The sequence below is a fragment of the Caballeronia sp. SBC1 genome, assembly GCF_011493005.1.
Taxonomy (GTDB): domain Bacteria; phylum Pseudomonadota; class Gammaproteobacteria; order Burkholderiales; family Burkholderiaceae; genus Caballeronia.
Genome location: NZ_CP049157.1, coordinates 1,506,904 through 1,522,515 on the forward strand (window position 1 = coordinate 1,506,904; position 15,612 = coordinate 1,522,515).

14 protein-coding genes are annotated in these 15,612 nt (G+C 61.3%); 5 read left to right on the forward strand and 9 right to left on the reverse strand.

The features are described 5' to 3' along the window. Positions 1 to 18: 18 nt before the first annotated feature. Together SBC1_RS24755 and SBC1_RS24760 are read right to left on the reverse strand one after the other, a co-directional pair. The gene (locus tag SBC1_RS24755; RefSeq protein WP_165094193.1) at positions 19 to 354 is read right to left on the reverse strand and encodes a helix-turn-helix domain-containing protein; all 336 of its coding nucleotides are present in this window, start codon (positions 352 to 354) and stop codon (positions 19 to 21) included. Then, positions 351 to 695 carry a type II toxin-antitoxin system RelE/ParE family toxin gene (locus tag SBC1_RS24760; RefSeq protein WP_165094190.1) on the reverse strand — a complete coding sequence of 115 codons (345 nt, stop codon included), beginning with the start codon at positions 693 to 695 and terminating at the stop codon, positions 351 to 353. The genes SBC1_RS24755 and SBC1_RS24760 overlap by 4 nt, the downstream gene beginning before the upstream one ends. A gap of 219 nt (positions 696 to 914) precedes the next feature. Between SBC1_RS24760 and SBC1_RS24765 the strand changes: the two genes are divergently transcribed. Further along, positions 915 to 1,385: a MarR family winged helix-turn-helix transcriptional regulator gene (locus SBC1_RS24765; RefSeq protein ID WP_165094185.1), complete on the forward strand. Its 471-nt coding sequence runs from the start codon at positions 915 to 917 to the stop codon at positions 1,383 to 1,385. A 55-nt stretch (positions 1,386 to 1,440) separates the two neighbouring features. On the opposite strand, the gene SBC1_RS24770 is transcribed toward SBC1_RS24765, so the two are convergent. From SBC1_RS24770 to SBC1_RS24800, 7 genes are all read right to left on the reverse strand, one after another. Further along, complete coding sequence (locus SBC1_RS24770; protein ID WP_165094181.1) at positions 1,441 to 3,711, reverse strand: xanthine dehydrogenase family protein molybdopterin-binding subunit; 2,271 nt, start codon at positions 3,709 to 3,711, stop codon at positions 1,441 to 1,443. 72 nt (positions 3,712 to 3,783) lie between these two features. After that, the gene (locus SBC1_RS24775; protein WP_165094176.1) at positions 3,784 to 5,100 is read right to left on the reverse strand and encodes an MFS transporter; all 1,317 of its coding nucleotides are present in this window, start codon (positions 5,098 to 5,100) and stop codon (positions 3,784 to 3,786) included. A gap of 36 nt (positions 5,101 to 5,136) precedes the next feature. Then, the gene (locus SBC1_RS24780) at positions 5,137 to 6,378 is read right to left on the reverse strand and encodes a porin (protein ID WP_165094172.1); all 1,242 of its coding nucleotides are present in this window, start codon (positions 6,376 to 6,378) and stop codon (positions 5,137 to 5,139) included. Positions 6,379 to 6,638: 260 nt separating this feature from the next. Beyond that, the gene (locus SBC1_RS24785; protein WP_165094167.1) at positions 6,639 to 7,283 is read right to left on the reverse strand and encodes an N-carbamoylsarcosine amidohydrolase; all 645 of its coding nucleotides are present in this window, start codon (positions 7,281 to 7,283) and stop codon (positions 6,639 to 6,641) included. Between the two features lie 27 nt (positions 7,284 to 7,310). Beyond that, entirely contained in the window at positions 7,311 to 8,345 is a 1,035-nt protein-coding gene (locus tag SBC1_RS24790) for a 2,5-dihydroxypyridine 5,6-dioxygenase (protein WP_097271277.1), read from the reverse strand. Positions 8,346 to 8,400: 55 nt separating this feature from the next. Next, on the reverse strand, positions 8,401 to 9,228 hold the full coding sequence (locus SBC1_RS24795; RefSeq protein ID WP_165094163.1) for an alpha/beta fold hydrolase: 828 nt from the start codon (positions 9,226 to 9,228) through the stop codon (positions 8,401 to 8,403). A 120-nt stretch (positions 9,229 to 9,348) separates the two neighbouring features. Continuing rightward, positions 9,349 to 10,101 carry an Asp/Glu racemase gene (locus SBC1_RS24800; protein WP_165094158.1) on the reverse strand — a complete coding sequence of 251 codons (753 nt, stop codon included), beginning with the start codon at positions 10,099 to 10,101 and terminating at the stop codon, positions 9,349 to 9,351. A gap of 301 nt (positions 10,102 to 10,402) precedes the next feature. Here SBC1_RS24800 and SBC1_RS24805 point away from each other — a divergent pair, with 301 nt between their 5' ends. The 4 genes from SBC1_RS24805 (at position 10,403) to SBC1_RS24820 (ending at position 15,559) form a co-directional block, all read left to right on the forward strand. Next, positions 10,403 to 11,563 (forward strand): FAD-dependent monooxygenase, encoded by a 1,161-nt coding sequence (locus SBC1_RS24805; RefSeq protein ID WP_165094153.1) that lies wholly within the window; start codon positions 10,403 to 10,405, stop codon positions 11,561 to 11,563. 72 nt (positions 11,564 to 11,635) lie between these two features. Continuing rightward, positions 11,636 to 12,145, forward strand: coding sequence for a (2Fe-2S)-binding protein (locus SBC1_RS24810; protein ID WP_165094148.1), 510 nt, complete (start codon positions 11,636 to 11,638; stop codon positions 12,143 to 12,145). Between the two features lie 46 nt (positions 12,146 to 12,191). Beyond that, the gene (locus tag SBC1_RS24815) at positions 12,192 to 14,981 is read left to right on the forward strand and encodes a cytochrome c (protein WP_241202199.1); all 2,790 of its coding nucleotides are present in this window, start codon (positions 12,192 to 12,194) and stop codon (positions 14,979 to 14,981) included. A gap of 95 nt (positions 14,982 to 15,076) precedes the next feature. Beyond that, positions 15,077 to 15,559, forward strand: coding sequence for a MarR family winged helix-turn-helix transcriptional regulator (locus SBC1_RS24820; RefSeq protein ID WP_165094144.1), 483 nt, complete (start codon positions 15,077 to 15,079; stop codon positions 15,557 to 15,559). The last annotated feature ends 53 nt before the right edge of the window (positions 15,560 to 15,612 follow it).

Genomic DNA, 15,612 nt, shown 5'->3' on the forward strand with positions numbered 1-15,612 from the left:
CCGTGCCGGGGTTTTCGACTATAACCCGACTGCCAGCGTGACCGACTTTCCCACTCTGCTGAGCATCTCGACTAACGTATCGATAGTGAACTTGGCCGTCTTCTTGTTCACCACGTCGGATACACGTGGCCGCGACACCATCAGGATTTTTGCCGCTTCTGCCTGCTTGAGCTGATGCTGTTCGATCCATTCAGCAAGCTCCGACATCAGTTGCTCCTTGAGCTGCTGTGTGTCGTTGATCTGCTTGCGCGAAGCTGCTTGCAGCCGCTTCGCTTCCTCAGCCGAAAACCCGAGTTCGCGGAACAAGTTTGCGCCCGGTTTTGTCACATGGCGGATTTCAGTATCGATCGTCATTGATTGATCTTCCTTGCGTTGGCCACGGCGCGATAGCGCGCCTCGGCAATTTCCTTATCCCGCTTGCTCGTTGCCTGGGTCTTCTTCTGAAAGCAGTGCAGGACATATACCGCTTCCTCGAACTTGGCTACATACATCATCCGGAAAACGCCGCTGCTGTCCCTGATGCGGATTTCCCGAACACCAGCACCCACCTCCCCGAACGGTTTCCAGTCCTCTGGGTCCAGCCGTGACTGAACCTTGCTTAACTGGAAACCGGCATCCCGGCGTGGCTCAACTGGAAACTCCAATAGGTCGTCGTAGGCTGACCCGACCCAACGAATCTCTTTTTCCGGTGTCATGGCGACCTTGTGTATAATATTTTATACCATTTTCACCAAAACTCAAGGGTTTGTCATCGTGGTGTTCTGACGCAGGTCGGGATACCCAAGTAGGGCTTCATAACCCCGCCGTGGGCCCGCCGCGGACTATGATAAAAAGGGGATTCACGGCAGGACTGAAGATAACGGTGCGTCGCCGTAATCTAAGCATAATAGAACGTGTACCCTACAATCCTTCCCATGTCCAAAAAGCCATCTCCCTCTCCGGTTGTTGCAGGCAGCGAGGAGTATCACTTCTCCGAGCAGATCGGCCACCTGCTGCGGCGTGCATACCAGCGCCATGTCGCCATCTTCCAGGCCGCCATACCGGATTCCGACCTGACTGCGGCGCAGTTCGTCACGCTGTGCGCGGTCAAGGAGCGGCAATCCTGCTCGCTGAACGACATCGTCAAGGCGACAGCAATCGACCAGGCCACCATCCGCGGCGTAGTCGAGCGCTTGAAAGCGCGTTCGCTGATCGTGGTCTCGCCCGACCCGCTCGACGGCCGCAAGCTGCTGGTGCGCACGACGCCGGAAGGCCTGGCGTTGATCGACCAGACCGTGCCGTTCGCGAAGCAGGTGAGCGAGCAGACTTATGGGGGATTGAACCCGGCGGAGCGCGTTGCCATCGTGTATCTGTTGCGCAGCATGACGCGGGCGGAAGATGACTGACCGGGGTACGTGCCTATCGCTGCATGTAGGCGCGTGCGGGGGCGCCATTAGGCGCTCATCGATGCTCGGAGGCCACCAGTGTCGCGGCGGCCTGCAGCGCGGCCCTGACAGCGTCTGGTGTGAACGGAGGCTCGCGAAAGCGCACGCCGGTTGCATCGAATAACGCATTGGAGATAGCGGGCGCGCCGGGGAGCGAAGCGGACTCGCCGGCACCTAGCGGCGGCTCGCCTTGCCGGTCCACCAGCACCACGTCCACCGGCGGCAACTCGGGGAATGTCAGGATTGGATAGCTGCCCCATTCTTTGCTAGCGACCAGACCATCAGTAAAGCGCACACGCTCTTTCAGTGTGCGGCTCAGGGTCTGGATCACGTTGCCGTGGATCTGATGGCGTACGCCGTCCGGATTGATCACGGTGCCCGTGTCCTGACCAACCGTTACTCGCCTGATGCGGATTTCTCCGCTGACAGTGTCGACTTCCAGATCGACAATCCAAGCCGACCAGGCCGCACCGAAACCGGGAAAGCGGCTATGCACATACCGTGCATACGCTACGCCGCGCCCTTGAAGCACGCGTTCGCCGGTATTGAGAGCTGGACGGCGTCCGGAACGGGCTTGCCAACCCGCGCGTTCCGCCACTGCCTCAAGCAACGCCACGGCCCGCTCGTCCTTGAGATGACGCAACCGGAACGCCAGGGGATCGGCGCCGGTCTCGAATGCGAGTTCATCGATGAATACATCATGGGCGAAGGAGTTCGGCAGTGCCGACACGCCCCTGAACCACGACGCCCTGACCAGCGGCGCCAGGTCGTGGCAGACAAAACGGCGATGCGCGAAGGTGTAGGGCGTAACCGCGGTCCGGTCGCCCATTTCAAAGACGCGCGGCTCGGCCGGCGTTGCGCACGTGAGCAGAAGGGCGAGCAGGGGCGCGTCGTTCGACGGATAGCGCGAGGCGAACGTATAACCCAGCGTGTCGCCGCTGCGGGACACGGTGCCGGTTACATCGACGACTTGCGCCGTGCCCTTGGGCTCCCACTGATGTTCGTCAGCACGTGATAGCTGGACCCGCACCGGCTGGCCCACGGCACGCGAGAGCAGGAGCGCGTCGCCGGCAACGTCGTCGGCGCAATTTCGGCCATAGCACCCGGAAGCCTCCATGCGGACGATATCGATATCGGCTTCGTCGCGCTCGACCAGAAGCGACAAGTCGTAGCGCAAGGTCTGCGGGTTCTGCGTGCCCGACCATACCGTGATGCGTCCGTCCTGATAGTCCGCGAGGGCGCAGGACGGCCCGATCGAGCCATGCATCTGGTACGGCCAAACATAGCTGCGTGTCAGCGTGGTCGTTCCGGCCTGTCCCTGCACGCTCTCAACGTCCCCTTCTTCCAGCAGCAGACGCCGCTGGGCGGGAGCCTGCGATACGGCCTGCGCGGGGTTATCTAGGGACGGCAGCGGCGGCAGCGGGCGCCACCGAACGCGTAGCGCACGCGCTGCGCGGATCGCCTGTTCCTCCCGCTCGGCCACCACCCCGACGAAGTCGCCGATAACTACCACGCCGCGCACGCCCGGCAGCGTGTCTACCGATGAACGGTCCACGTCGATCAACGTCTTGCCGACGAACGCTCCGCAATCGTGTCCTGCATACGGCGGCCGCACGACGCGCCCGTGCAGCATGCCGGGCACGCGCATGTCGTGAACGAAGGTCAGGGTGCCCGTGGCCTTGGCGGGCAGATCGACCCGTGGCGTTGCCCGCCCGACAATCCGGTAAGTCGAGGGGTCTTTTACAGCGACGGATGAGTCAACGGGAAGTGAGATTCGTTGCCCCTGGAGCAGCTCGCCAAAGCCAATACGGGTATTGTCCGGGGCGATGACACAACCGTCGTCGGTGGCAAGCTTGGCGGCGTCGATACCCCAGCGCTGCGCTGCCAGCCCGATCAACACGAGCCGCGCTTGCGCCGCGGCGAACCTGAGCGGCACGGCGGATATCTGGATGGTTGCGCTGGCGATGGTCGGCCCCTGGTTGGGCACTTGGGCGGAGTCGCCGAGGATCATCTTGACGCGCGGGGCCGGCACGTCGAGTTCTTCCGCCACGATCTGCGCGAGCGACGTGCGGATGCCCGTGCCAAGATCGACGTGGCCGTTAAACGCGAGGATGCGGCCATCATCCAGTATCGCGACGAAAATTTCCGGCGAGTCCTGAACGTAGGAAGACCCGCTGCCCGGTTGACCGGGCGCGGGTTTGACCGGCGCGAGCGGCTGCCTGACGATAGTCAGGCAGCCGCTGCGCGCGAGCAGTTCACCTCGGGTGAGCGCTGCTGCAGTAGGCATGACGATTCCTGAAAATGCCGCTTGATTCGACTAGAACGCTTCAATTTCAACGACTAGCCTCAACGCTGCGTTTCAACGATTAACAATACGCTTGGGCATCGCCAACACCAAGAGGCAACCCGCCAGCATGCAGATGCCGAACGTGATCAGGCCGGCGCTCATGCTGTGGGTCGAGTCCTTCATCCAGCCCAGCACGTAGGTGCTGGCAAAGCCGCCCAGATTTGCGATCGAGCAAGCGAACGCGATGCCCGCCGCCGCCGCCGTGCCGCGCAGGAACGTGGAGGGCAGTGCCCAGACCACCGGCATGGCGGCGGCCACGCCGGCATTTGCGATCGACAGCAGGATCACGGTGATCGCCGTGTTGCCGCTGAAGAACGTGCTAGCGATCAGGCCAAAAGCTGTGCAGGCGAAAGGTACGACGATATGCCAGCGGCGTTCGCGGTGCTTGTCCGAACTCGCGCCCGTCACCAGCATCATAATCACGGCCAGCGCATTCGGTATGGCGGTCAGCATGCCGATCTCGAGCGCGCTTTTCACGCCGGAATCGCGAATGATGCTCGGCAGCCAGAAGCTGATTGCATAGGTACCGAGCAACACGCACAAATCGATGAGACCCAGCGCCCATACTTTCGGGTCGGTGAACGCATCACGCAGCCGATGACCCTTGCCGTCGTGAGACTCTTGCGCGAGATCGTGCTTCAGGCGCAGACGTTCGTCGCTATTGAGGAACTTCGCTGACTCCACGGTATTGGGCAGATAGAAAAATACCAGCACGCCAAGCACGATTGACGGCAACGCTTCGATCCCGAACAGCCACTGCCATCCTTGCCAGCCATGCATGCCGTCGAAGAAAGTCAGGATCCAGCCCGACAACGGGCCGCCGATCAGGCTCGACAGCGGCAGTCCCATCATGAAGAGCGCGATGATCTTGCTGCGGCGCGCGTCGGGAAACCAGTTCGTCAGATACAGCAGCACGCCCGGCAGGAAACCGGCTTCTGCTACGCCCAACATGAAGCGCAGCGTATAGAACTGGCCCGGCGTCTTGACGAACATCGTGAGCCCGGAAAGGATGCCCCACGTGACCATGATCCGCGCGATCCAGAGCTTCGCCCCCACCTTCTGCAGGATCAGGTTGCTCGGAACCTCAAAGAGAATATAGCCGACGAAAAAAAGCCCCGCGCCCAAGCCGTAGACGGTGTCGCTGAAGTGGAGCGCGTCGAGCATCTGCAGCTTCGCCAGACCCACGTTGACGCGGTCCAGGTACGCTGAAAAATAGCAGAGACAGAAGAACGGGATCAGCCGCCAGGTGAGTTTCTTGTATAGCTCGCGTTCTGCCTGCGCGTCGGTGTGCAGCGTGCCGCGCAAAGTGTCTATCGATGGGGTCGACATGGGAGTCTCCTGGAAAATCGGTGCCGTGAAGAAAGATCAGAACAGGTGGTAGAGGCCGAGCGTTGTCGCGAACTGGCCGGCGGTCGCAGCCGATGCGCCGAGCGTCAGGTCACCCGCTACGCCGGTCGCCGCAACAATCTGGCCGCGTGCATTCACCGCGTCGCCACTGGCGCGCACATACACCGCCTGCGCATAGACGCCGGTTCGCTTCGAGAGCGAGTAGTTCACGCCGCTGGCCCACTGGTTGTAATGCGCGGTGCCGGCTTGGCCCTGCGCGGTGGAGACGTCGTGGCGCGTGGTGTAGCCATAGGTCGCAAACAGTTGGGTCGCTGGCGTGACGAGGTACTTGAGGTAGGTCGAGTAGTTGTCGAAGACGGCGGAGCCGTCGAATAGCGAGGTATTCCCCGCGATATAGCGTGTGTTCGTATAAGTCAGGCCCGCCTTCAATCCGCCGATCTGATATTGCGCGGCGACGGCGGCAAACTTTGCGCTTTGCGCGCTCGCGTAACCCTCATTCACCGATGAGTTGAACACGCTGTCGGCGGTTGCGCTCCAGGTCGTCGGGTCGGCGGTGGTCGAGCGGCGCATGTCCACGTAGCTTGCTGCAAGTGCAAGCGGTCCTTGCGCATACGAACCACCGACGCTCCATGTCGAGCCCGAAGACATCGTGCCGGGCGTGCCGCCGAATGAATACAGGCCACCGAAGCGAAAGCCGCCTATCAGCGGGCTGGTGTATTTCAATGCGTTGTCCACGCGCGCGATGGTATCGAGGTGATCAAGGTCGCCGACGTGCACGAAGCTGCTGCCCATGCCGTAGATCAGGTTGCCGACATACTCGTTGGCCGAGTCGTATTGGCGTCCCAGCGTGACGGTGCCGTATTGCGAATTGGCCAGCCCCACGAACGCTTGCCGTCCGAACAAGCGGCCGCTGTTTCCCAGCGCGCCGTTAGACGGCGTGAAGCCGTTTTCAAGCGTGAAGATGACTTGATTGCCGCCGCCCAGATCCTCGGTTCCCTTCAAGCCGAATCGCGATCCCCACACCACGCCGTTTGCCATGCGCGTCACTGAGGAGCCGGCGTAGTTGCCCGCCGCGTTAGCCGTGGTGCGCACGTTGTTGACATAGGTGACGCCCGAATCAACCGCGCCATAGAGCGTGACTTGCGCATGCGCCGTGCACGGCAATGCCGATACCGCGAGGACTGCCAACGAAGCTGCTGTGAGTGCTGCGGGCTTGAACAACCGGTTACGTTGATAGGGCAGGCGCGAGAAATGAGTCATTGATTTTTGGTTGTCGATCGTTGAAGACGTGAGCTGAACGAGGCATGACTTGAGCGCGTTCGGAAGAGCTCGGAGCATGTGTCGCGACACATGCAAAGTTACGAAACCAAAATCAGAAATGCAACGTTTATTTTACAAAAATGCTATATAAATCAATAGCTTATGATTTTTTATATAGACGTGATGAAGCGTCCCGCGGGCTGAACCCGGAGGACGCTGGAGTGCTAAACGGAGGTGATTAAAAGCGGACGGTCGAGTGCTTAGGCGTGACTTTGTTCTATCGTCGCAAGCGCTTCGTCGAGCGTCATGACAGCGGCATATTTTTGTTGCATGTCGAAGAGATTTGCATCGTGCGGACCGATCGCGCGGTCGCCGACGCAATCGGACACAACCAGCGGACGGAAACCATGCGACATCGCATCCACTACGCTTGCGCGCACGCATCCGCTCGTCACCGCACCGGCCACGATCAACGTCTGCACCGCACGCTGGGATAACCACGGCGCGAGTTGCGTGCCGAAGAACGCGGAAGGCACGGTCTTGCGCACGACCAACTCGCCCGCTGCAGGCGTCAACTCAGGCACGATTGCGCTGTTCGGATGGTCTTCGGTGAGCGTCGCCATGCCTGGCACTTTCAACGAAAACACGTTGTCGTCGCTGCCGTCTGCCGCGTACACAATGCGGCTATGCGCAACTGGCCAGCCATGCCGGCGCGCGGCGGCCAGAAGATGCACCGTGCGTTCGATGGCCGCCGCAATGTTGCCGCCGCCGAAGGTCTTGGGGTCCGCAAAGCCGACCACGAAATCGACAATCAGCAAGCCGATATTGCCTTTCACAGGCAACGGCGTGCCGAATCCCTGTTGTTTGTACACGCCCGATTCGGCGTGGCTCTGGATCTCGCTCATTCAGATTGCTCCAAGGGGGGTCTATATCTATCGGTCCATCACCACGCCATCGCGGACCACGGCAACGCCGTCGAGCATCACGTCGCAATGGCGCAGGGGGATGTCGATGTGACACGTGGTCGTGCGCTTGCCGCCTGCTTCATTGTTGGGTCCAAGCGAAAACAGGAAGTTGCCTTCAAACGCGCGTGCATCCATACCGATGGTCGCCTCGCGGTCATACAGTCCGAGCGTCGACCAGCGTGCGCGAGGCTGCAAACCCCAGCCGATATGTGAGATTGCGTAGCCTTCAGGGTCGTTGAACGAGGCCATGTAGTCGCTTAGCAAGGCCGCGTCCACACCGCCATCAATGCGCGTGGCGTAACCGTTTTCCACGGTGAGCGTGATCGGATCGTTCACGTACTTTTTCTGCGGCAGCAAGATGTCGCCGCGATCGATCACGATCTGGCCGCTCGCTTGTCCTTCGTTCGGGAATGTCAGCACAAAACCGCTTGGCCAGTGATCCCAGCGGCCAGGTTCATCAACAAAACCATACTCGGAGATAGCGGGAAACTCGCCCAGCGGGCACACGAGTTCCGTGCCCGCTTTTGACTTGACGCGCATTTCACGCGACGCCTTGATCCGCTCGGCCGCTGCGCGCACGCGGGTGCGATCGGCTTCGGTGGGCACTAGCCGCGCGAGCACTTCGGGCGGCTCGACTGCGAGCAGGATCTTCGTGCCGGTCGCGAGGATCTCGTGCTGCTCGGGCGAGAACAACAAGGTCATCAGGTCGAGCACGAGATCGCTTGCCTTCAACGCAGCAATAGCGGCCAGGTTGCCGGTGAGAGGCGTGGTGCCAAGATACGCGAGCGAGTCACGGCTCAGCGCCTTTTCGCCGTTCACCGGCAACAGGTCGAGCCGGTTGACGATCGCGCCCATGGACTGCGTGGCGATCAGTGCGCTTGAAAGCGTTTGTGGATGCGTGGACGCGCTGGTGAGGATAGTGACGGTCTGGCCGGCCTGCAGCTTCGACAACGTCAGTACCTGCTTCCACGCGGCGATCATTTCGTAATCGCTGATTGGCATGTTGACTCCTGAAGAATGAGTGTCAGTGTCGGCTCGTCCTGGGCCGTGCTTAGCTTTAGACGAGCTTTGCGCCGAGGAAATCGGCGAAGGCTTCATAGAAGCCGGCTTCGTTGTCCCACGGAATCATGTGGCCGGCGTTCGGCACGCGGGTATGCAGTAGTCCCGGGCTAAGCGCTTGCATTTCCTGCACGTCTTCGTCCAGCACGACGTCGCCGCGCGCGGCCGTGATCAGCAGCGAAGGGACGCGAAGCAGGGGCAGGTCGGCGTGGATGTCGTCGGTATGGAAGCCTTCGAACGACGTCAGCATGCCGCGTTCATCGCAGGTATGCAGCCACTGCGCACGCAGGCGCAACTGCTCTTCCGTCCAGGTCGGACAGAAAGCGCGCATGCCTTCGGCGTCAATGCCTTTCAAAGCCAGCCGGATCGAATCGACGTACCACGGCAGCTTCGCCGGATAGGCGCGGCGGCCCGGTCCCGACACCGGCGGATCGACCAGCACCGTGCGCGCCAGGCCCTTCGGCGCGCTGCGGGCAGCACGGATAGCGATGCGTGCGCCCATGGAATGGCCAACGAGCGCATAGTGTTCAAGGCCGAGCGCTTCAGCGAGCGCGATGACATCGGCGGCTTGCGCGTCGAGGCTGTAGTCAAGCGTTGACGATGCTTCGGACAAACCGCGGCCGCGTACGTCGAGCACGTAGGTATCGAACTGGCGGCCAAGCGTTTCGCCGACAAACCCCCACGTGACGGCCGGGCTGGTAATGCCCGGAATCAGGATCACGGCGGGACGGCCGGCGCGCACGCCCTCGGTGCCGCCGTAGCGTAGGTAATGCTGGCGAATGCCGTTGGCGTGGACGTTCGCGCCGTAGAGAAAAGTTGAGGTCATCGCGGAGTCCGTGGATGGATCGAAAGCTAAGCGTCGAAAGCGATCAGTAAGCAATCAATGAGCAATCAATAAGCAATCAATAAGCAATCAATAAGCAATCAATAAGCAATCAATAAGCAATCAATAAGCGCCGGACAACAGTGCGCCCGCGCCCGGCACCACACGTTCGAGATCGAGCTCGCGCAGCATGGCGTAAGTTGTGGCAATGGCAGCAGTAATGACCGGCTTGCCCGTCATGGCCTCGACTTGCGGCACTGCGGCAAGCGATGGCATCTGCACGCAGGCCGACAAGACGATTGCATCGACATCTTGATAGGGCAGGGTTTTCACGATATCCGGCAACAGGCGCGGGTCGTGGCGGCCGACATCCAGATTGTCGGGAATTTCGAGCGCCCGGTAAGCGACGACTTCAAAACCCTCATTGCGGATGTAGTCCACCACCAGTTCTGTCAGCGGTTTCATGTAGGGAGCAACCACCACAATGCGCTTCGCCCCGATGACCTTCAATGCCTCGACCAGCGCGCCTGCGCTGGTGATGACCGGCGCGGCGCCGCCGTTCTCGACGGTGCGCTCGTGCAGCCGCTTTTGCGACACGCGGTGGTAGCCGTGTCCCATCGCCATGATTGCGACCAGGCACGCATAACCGAGCACGTCCACGCGCGCGTCGCTGAGTTCCAGCGCGCAGCGATCCGATTCAGCGTCCATGGCCGCAAGCTCCTCCTTGACCACCTTCTTCATGCGCATGCGGCTGGAGTGGAACGTGAAGCGCTCCGGGCGGATGGTTTGGCGGGCGAGCAGCATGGCCGGGATTTCGGTTTCCATCGTGGTGTTCGAGCTCGGCACGATCTGGCCGATGCGCAAGGTTTTCGTCATCTGGTCGACTCCGTATGTCTTGGGAATAAGTGGGCAAATGCTGCGCCTGAATGATTCGATAAAGTCTAGTGTACACATTGTAATTTAACAAGATTCAGAAAACATTTTTTAATGGTGCAAGTGTGCTTTAGATTGGTGAAAACCCTTATAAAGTGCACAAATAAAGGGATAAAACGCATCCGCATCGACTCAATGCAAATTTTCTTTACTCCAAAAAATTCAATGTGTACACTCGATATAGGTTCATTTAACAGGCTCGACTGAATGACTTTCGGCGAGCGCCAGACATGGAGAGATCATCATGAGCAAACCCCGTATTGCAATCATTGGCGCGGGCCTTGGCGGAACAGCAGCTGCGGCGCTGATGCAGCGGGCCGGGTATTCGGTTCGTCTGTACGAGCAGGCTCCCGCGTTTTCACGTCTTGGCGCGGGGATTCACCTTGGTCCCAACGTGATGAAGATCATGCGTCGCATGGATTGCGAAGACGCGTTGAACGTCATGGGTTCGCACCCCGACTACTGGTATAGCCGCGACTGGAAAACGGGCGAAGCCATCGCGCAGATTCCGCTGGGCGAGTTCGCGCTGAAGGAATATGGCGCGTCGTATCTGACTGTGCATCGCGGCGACTTCCATGCGCTGATGACCGAGGCGGTGGCGCCCGGCACCATCGAGTTCAGCAAGTGCCTGAGCGGGATTGAGGAGCTGGACAATGAGGTGCGGCTGACGTTTGCGGACGGCAGCGTCGAGACCGCGGATATCGTGATTGGCGCGGACGGCGTGAACTCGAAGATCCGCGACCATCTGCTCGGCGCGGAACCGCCGCGTTACACGGGTTATGTTGCACATCGCGCGGTATTTCCCGCCTCGCTGCTCGGCACCGATCCTTTCGATCTGTGTGTAAAGTGGTGGTCGGAAGACCGCCACATGATGGTGTATTACGTGACCTCCAGGCGCGATGAAATCTATTACGTGACCGGCGTTCCGCAGGCTGAGTGGCCGGCAGGGCAGTCGGTTGCGCCAAGCAGCCGCGACGAAATGCGCGAGGCGTTCGCGGGCTATCATCCGTCGGTGCAGAAGCTGATTGACGCTACGCCTGAAGTGACGAAGTGGCCGCTGCTGGAACGCGATCCGCTGCCGTTGTGGAGCCGCGGCCGCCTGGTTCTGCTCGGCGACGCATGCCATCCAATGAAGCCGCATATGGCGCAGGGGGCGGCCATGGCGATTGAGGATGCAGCCATGCTTACGCGTTGCCTGGACGAAGTTGGGACGACCGATTACGCCGGTGCGTTCGCGTTGTATGAAGCGAATCGTGCGGAGCGTGCGTCGAAGGTGCAACTGGTCTCGCACAACAACACGTGGCTGCGCACTAACGAAGATCCGGCATGGGTGTTCGCTTATGACGTGTTCAACGAGCCGTTGAAGTCGCCGTCGGCCAAGCAAGTTTCAACGGCTGCCGCCTGATATTTCGGCCCGACCGCGTGCGGCAAGGTTTAAATGAGCTGCAGTTAGCGGTCTTGATTCGATGACTAGAAAATGAGCGTGTCTGCTTCCGCCACACCGCTTTCCGGACCGTTGACGCTGACCGTCAACGGGAGCACTCGCACGGTCGACGTAACCCGCGACACACCCTTGCTATATGTGCTGCGCAATGACTTCGAACTGAACGGGCCGAAGTACGGTTGTGGTCTTGGCCAGTGCGGTGCGTGCACGGTGCTGCTGGATGGCGGTCCCGCGCGGTCATGCGTCGTGCCGGTCGCGGCAGCTATTGGACGCGAGACGCTCACGCTCGAAGGGCTTGGAACGCTGGATGCGCTGCATCCGATCCAGCGGGCTTTTATCGACGAACAAGCGGCGCAATGCGGCTACTGTCTTAACGGCATGATCATGAGCACGAAGGCGTTGCTCGACCGCAATCCTACGCCCGATGACGACGATATCCGTGACGCGCTGCGCTTCAACTTGTGCCGTTGCGGCACGCACATTGAAATCATGAAGGCCGTGCATCGCGCGGCCGAGTATCTGAAACGCGAACAAAAACGCTGATTCATTCGACCCCATGTAATGGACGCCCTGTAATGGACCCGATGTAATGGACGCCGTGCACGAAGGAAGTTCTGGCGGACCCGTGCTGATGCCCGAGTCGACGCTTCACGCGTGCGTGCTGGGGGGCGCCGACGCTGCGCTGCTCGCGTCTGCGCAACAGTTGAGCGTGGAAGCGGGCGTGTGCTGGGTGGTCGCGGGCAACGTGGCCGCGTTCGTGGCTGAGCGTTTCGAACTGGCACGCGACGCTGCTTGCCGGCTGGTGTTATCGACCCGTGCGCAGCATGCCGGCAATCCCCATTCTTTACCCGTGCAACACTCGGGCTTGCAGCAGGAAGCGCTCTACGTATGGCCGATTCCGGCGGACAGGTTGGTGCCGTGCGAGGCCATTGCGTGTGACGACGCCGGTAGTATCGCGGTCTGGAGCAGTGTTCCCGAGACTGCGGATCTACGCGCGAAACTTGCCGCTATCACGGGCCTGGCGCCCGAGCGCTTTGCGTTGCATTCGCTCGATGCACACGATGGCCGTGCCGATCCGCTGATCGCCACGCATGCCGCGCTTGCTGCGGTTGTCTTGATGGCGGAGACCGGCCGGACGATGTGCGTTGGCGGTTATATGGCGGTGTCTCAAGTCAGGGAGGCGGAAGTTTGCGTCGCCGCGTCGCTGGATGGCGAAGGTGCGCTGCTCGATTGGCGTTACACGGCGCGAACGCCGGGCTTAACAGGCGGCGAAGCGATCGCGCAAGATCCGGGTCCTTATTCTTCATCGCGTGCCTCGTCGCTTGTCGACGATCCCGCCGCGCTGATTCCTGGCTCGGCGCATACCTTCGCACGCGAGTCTTTCGTCGATGAAATCGCGCGCGATCATCATCGTGATCCGGTTTCGTTTCGTCTCGATCACCTCGATCCGGTGGAGTACGGCGGCGCGAGGGAACTGATCGACACAGTGACGCAGCGCGCAGCGTGGAACACCGATAAGCCGGATCGCAAGACGCGCCTCGCGGACGGCGAAGTCGCGCATGGCCGCGGTTTCGCGTTCGACGAACACGACGCGGCATCCGCCGATAACCCGACACCCGACTATTCGGCGTGGATCGTTGATCTCGATGTGAACCGCCTGACCGGTGATGTTGCGCTCAAGCGGGTGGTCGCGGGGCGTGCAAGCGGACGCCGCAGAATTGGCCGGTTGAATGGCGTTCCGGCCCGGCAGATCGCTGCTGCGGCTTCGCGCGCCCTGGGTCTGCAACTCATTGCGCGACCCTCACACGACGAGACCCCGGGCGCGCAAGCCGTATCGCATGAACTTGCTCCCGCATCGGCGGCATCGGGCGAAGTCGCTACGCAGAGCGCTGCCGGCGATCGTCTGGAAATCGATGTCTCTCCGGCCGCGGCGGCTATTGCCAATGCGCTTTACGATGCAACCGGCGTGCGTTTTCGAGCGCCGCCGTTCACGCCGGAGCGCGTGCTTGCGGCGCTTGGCGGAATCCCGGGTTCTGGGCGTCCCAAAGGCACGATCGGCAACGCACCATGGCGCGCAAAACGCTCGCTGTGGGCCTCGCTGGCTGCCGGTGGCTTGGTGGGCAGCCTGATCGGGCTGGCGTGCACGCTGTGGCCCTTGCGTGCCCCGATTGAACCGATCGCCCGGCCGGCTGCATCGACGTGGTCCGACGCCACCATCGCGCGCGGCCGCCAGATTGCCGAGTTCGGCGATTGCGCGGTCTGCCATACGGCGCCCGGCGGCGCGGTCAATGCCGGTGGCCTCGGCCTTGAAACGCCTTTTGGCATGGTCTACACGACCAACCTGACGCCCGATGCGAAGACGGGCATCGGCAACTGGTCGTTCGCCGCGTTCGACCGGGCGATGCGCCAGGGCATTTCACGCGACGGCCATCATCTATATCCCGCGTTTCCCTACACCGCGTTCACGAAGATGAGCGAAGCGGACATGACCGCGCTGTACGGGTATTTGATGTCGCAACCGGCGGTCGAAAATTCGCCGCCTGTCACGCGCTTGCCATTTCCGCTGAATCAGCGCGCGCTGGTCGCTGGATGGAACGCGCTCTATCTGAAGCAGGGCGAGTTCAAGCCCGACCCAACGCGCTCGGCGTTGTGGAATCGCGGCGCGTATCTCGTCGATGGCGCGGGACATTGCAGCGCGTGCCATTCGCCGCGCAATGCATTCGGGGCGGAGAAGGGCGGTCGCTTGTACCTGACAGGCGGCAGCGCCGAAGGCTGGGTAGCGCCGTCGCTCGTCGCCAATTCGAAGGCGCCGGTGCGCTGGACCGAGCAGGCGTTGTATGACTATCTGAAGACGGGTTTCTCGCACGAGCATGGCGTCGCGGCGGGCCCAATGGCGCCGGTTGTCGCGAGCTTGTCTACGCTGCCGGAAGAGGACGTGCGTGCGATGGCGCATTACGTGGCGTCGCTGTCGCCGCAGCCGGCTGCCGTTCCCGCTCCAGTTCCCCAGCCTATACACGATCTCGCCACAAGCGCCGTGACCCTGCAGGGACTCGACAGCGGTCGGCGGATCTTTGAAGGCGCATGCGCGGTCTGTCACGCGGCGACGGGCGGTGTTGGCAACTTCGGGGTGCGTCCGCTTCTCGCGCTGAACACCAGCGTGAGCGAAGGCACGCCGGACAACCTGCTGAACGTCATCCAGAATGGCATTGATGCTCCCGCAACCGATGCACTTGGTTACATGCCGGGCTTCAAGGATTCATTCGACGACCGTCAGATCGCTGATCTCGTGTCTTATATCCGCGCTACATTCGCACCGAATGAAGCGCCGTGGAAAGATGTGGCGCAGGCGTCGGCGCGAATCCGGAAACATGTGCACTAGCGGCAGGCGGAATGTTGTTCCGCTACCTTGATGAATGGCGCTGCCTAGCCCGGACAAGCGACCGTTCCCTCCACCCTACCGGCATTCGAACTATCATGGCGCCTTCAAAGCTTCCTTCCGGTTCATCGCAAGCTGCACAGGACGCCGTGTCCCGCTATGAGGTGTCGGAGCAGATCGGGCATCTACTTCGCAAGGCTTATCAGCGCCATCTTGCCATCTTCAGCCAGACCATCGACGACCCTCAACTGACCGCCGTGCAGTTTGCGGTATTGAGCGCCAGCCGAAGGCTCGGGCCGTCTTCAATGAGCGACCTGGGCAAGGCGACCGCGATCGATGCAGCCACGGTACGCGGCATAATTGAACGTCTGAGGGCACGTGAGCTGATCGAGTTGCAGACGAACCCCGACGACCGCAGAAAGGTGACGGTGCAACTGACGCGGGCGGGTGAAAGCCTGGTTGAGGAGATCACGCCAACCGCCTTGCGCATCAGCGAGCTGACCATGGGTGAGTTGAATGAAGCGGAACGCGTGGCCGTACTGTATTTGCTGCGCAAGCTAAGCGCACCTGATGTCGAGTAGGCGCGATTTGCGCGATGTGTCGGCAGTGGATTTTTTTGTGGCTGCGGCCAGGC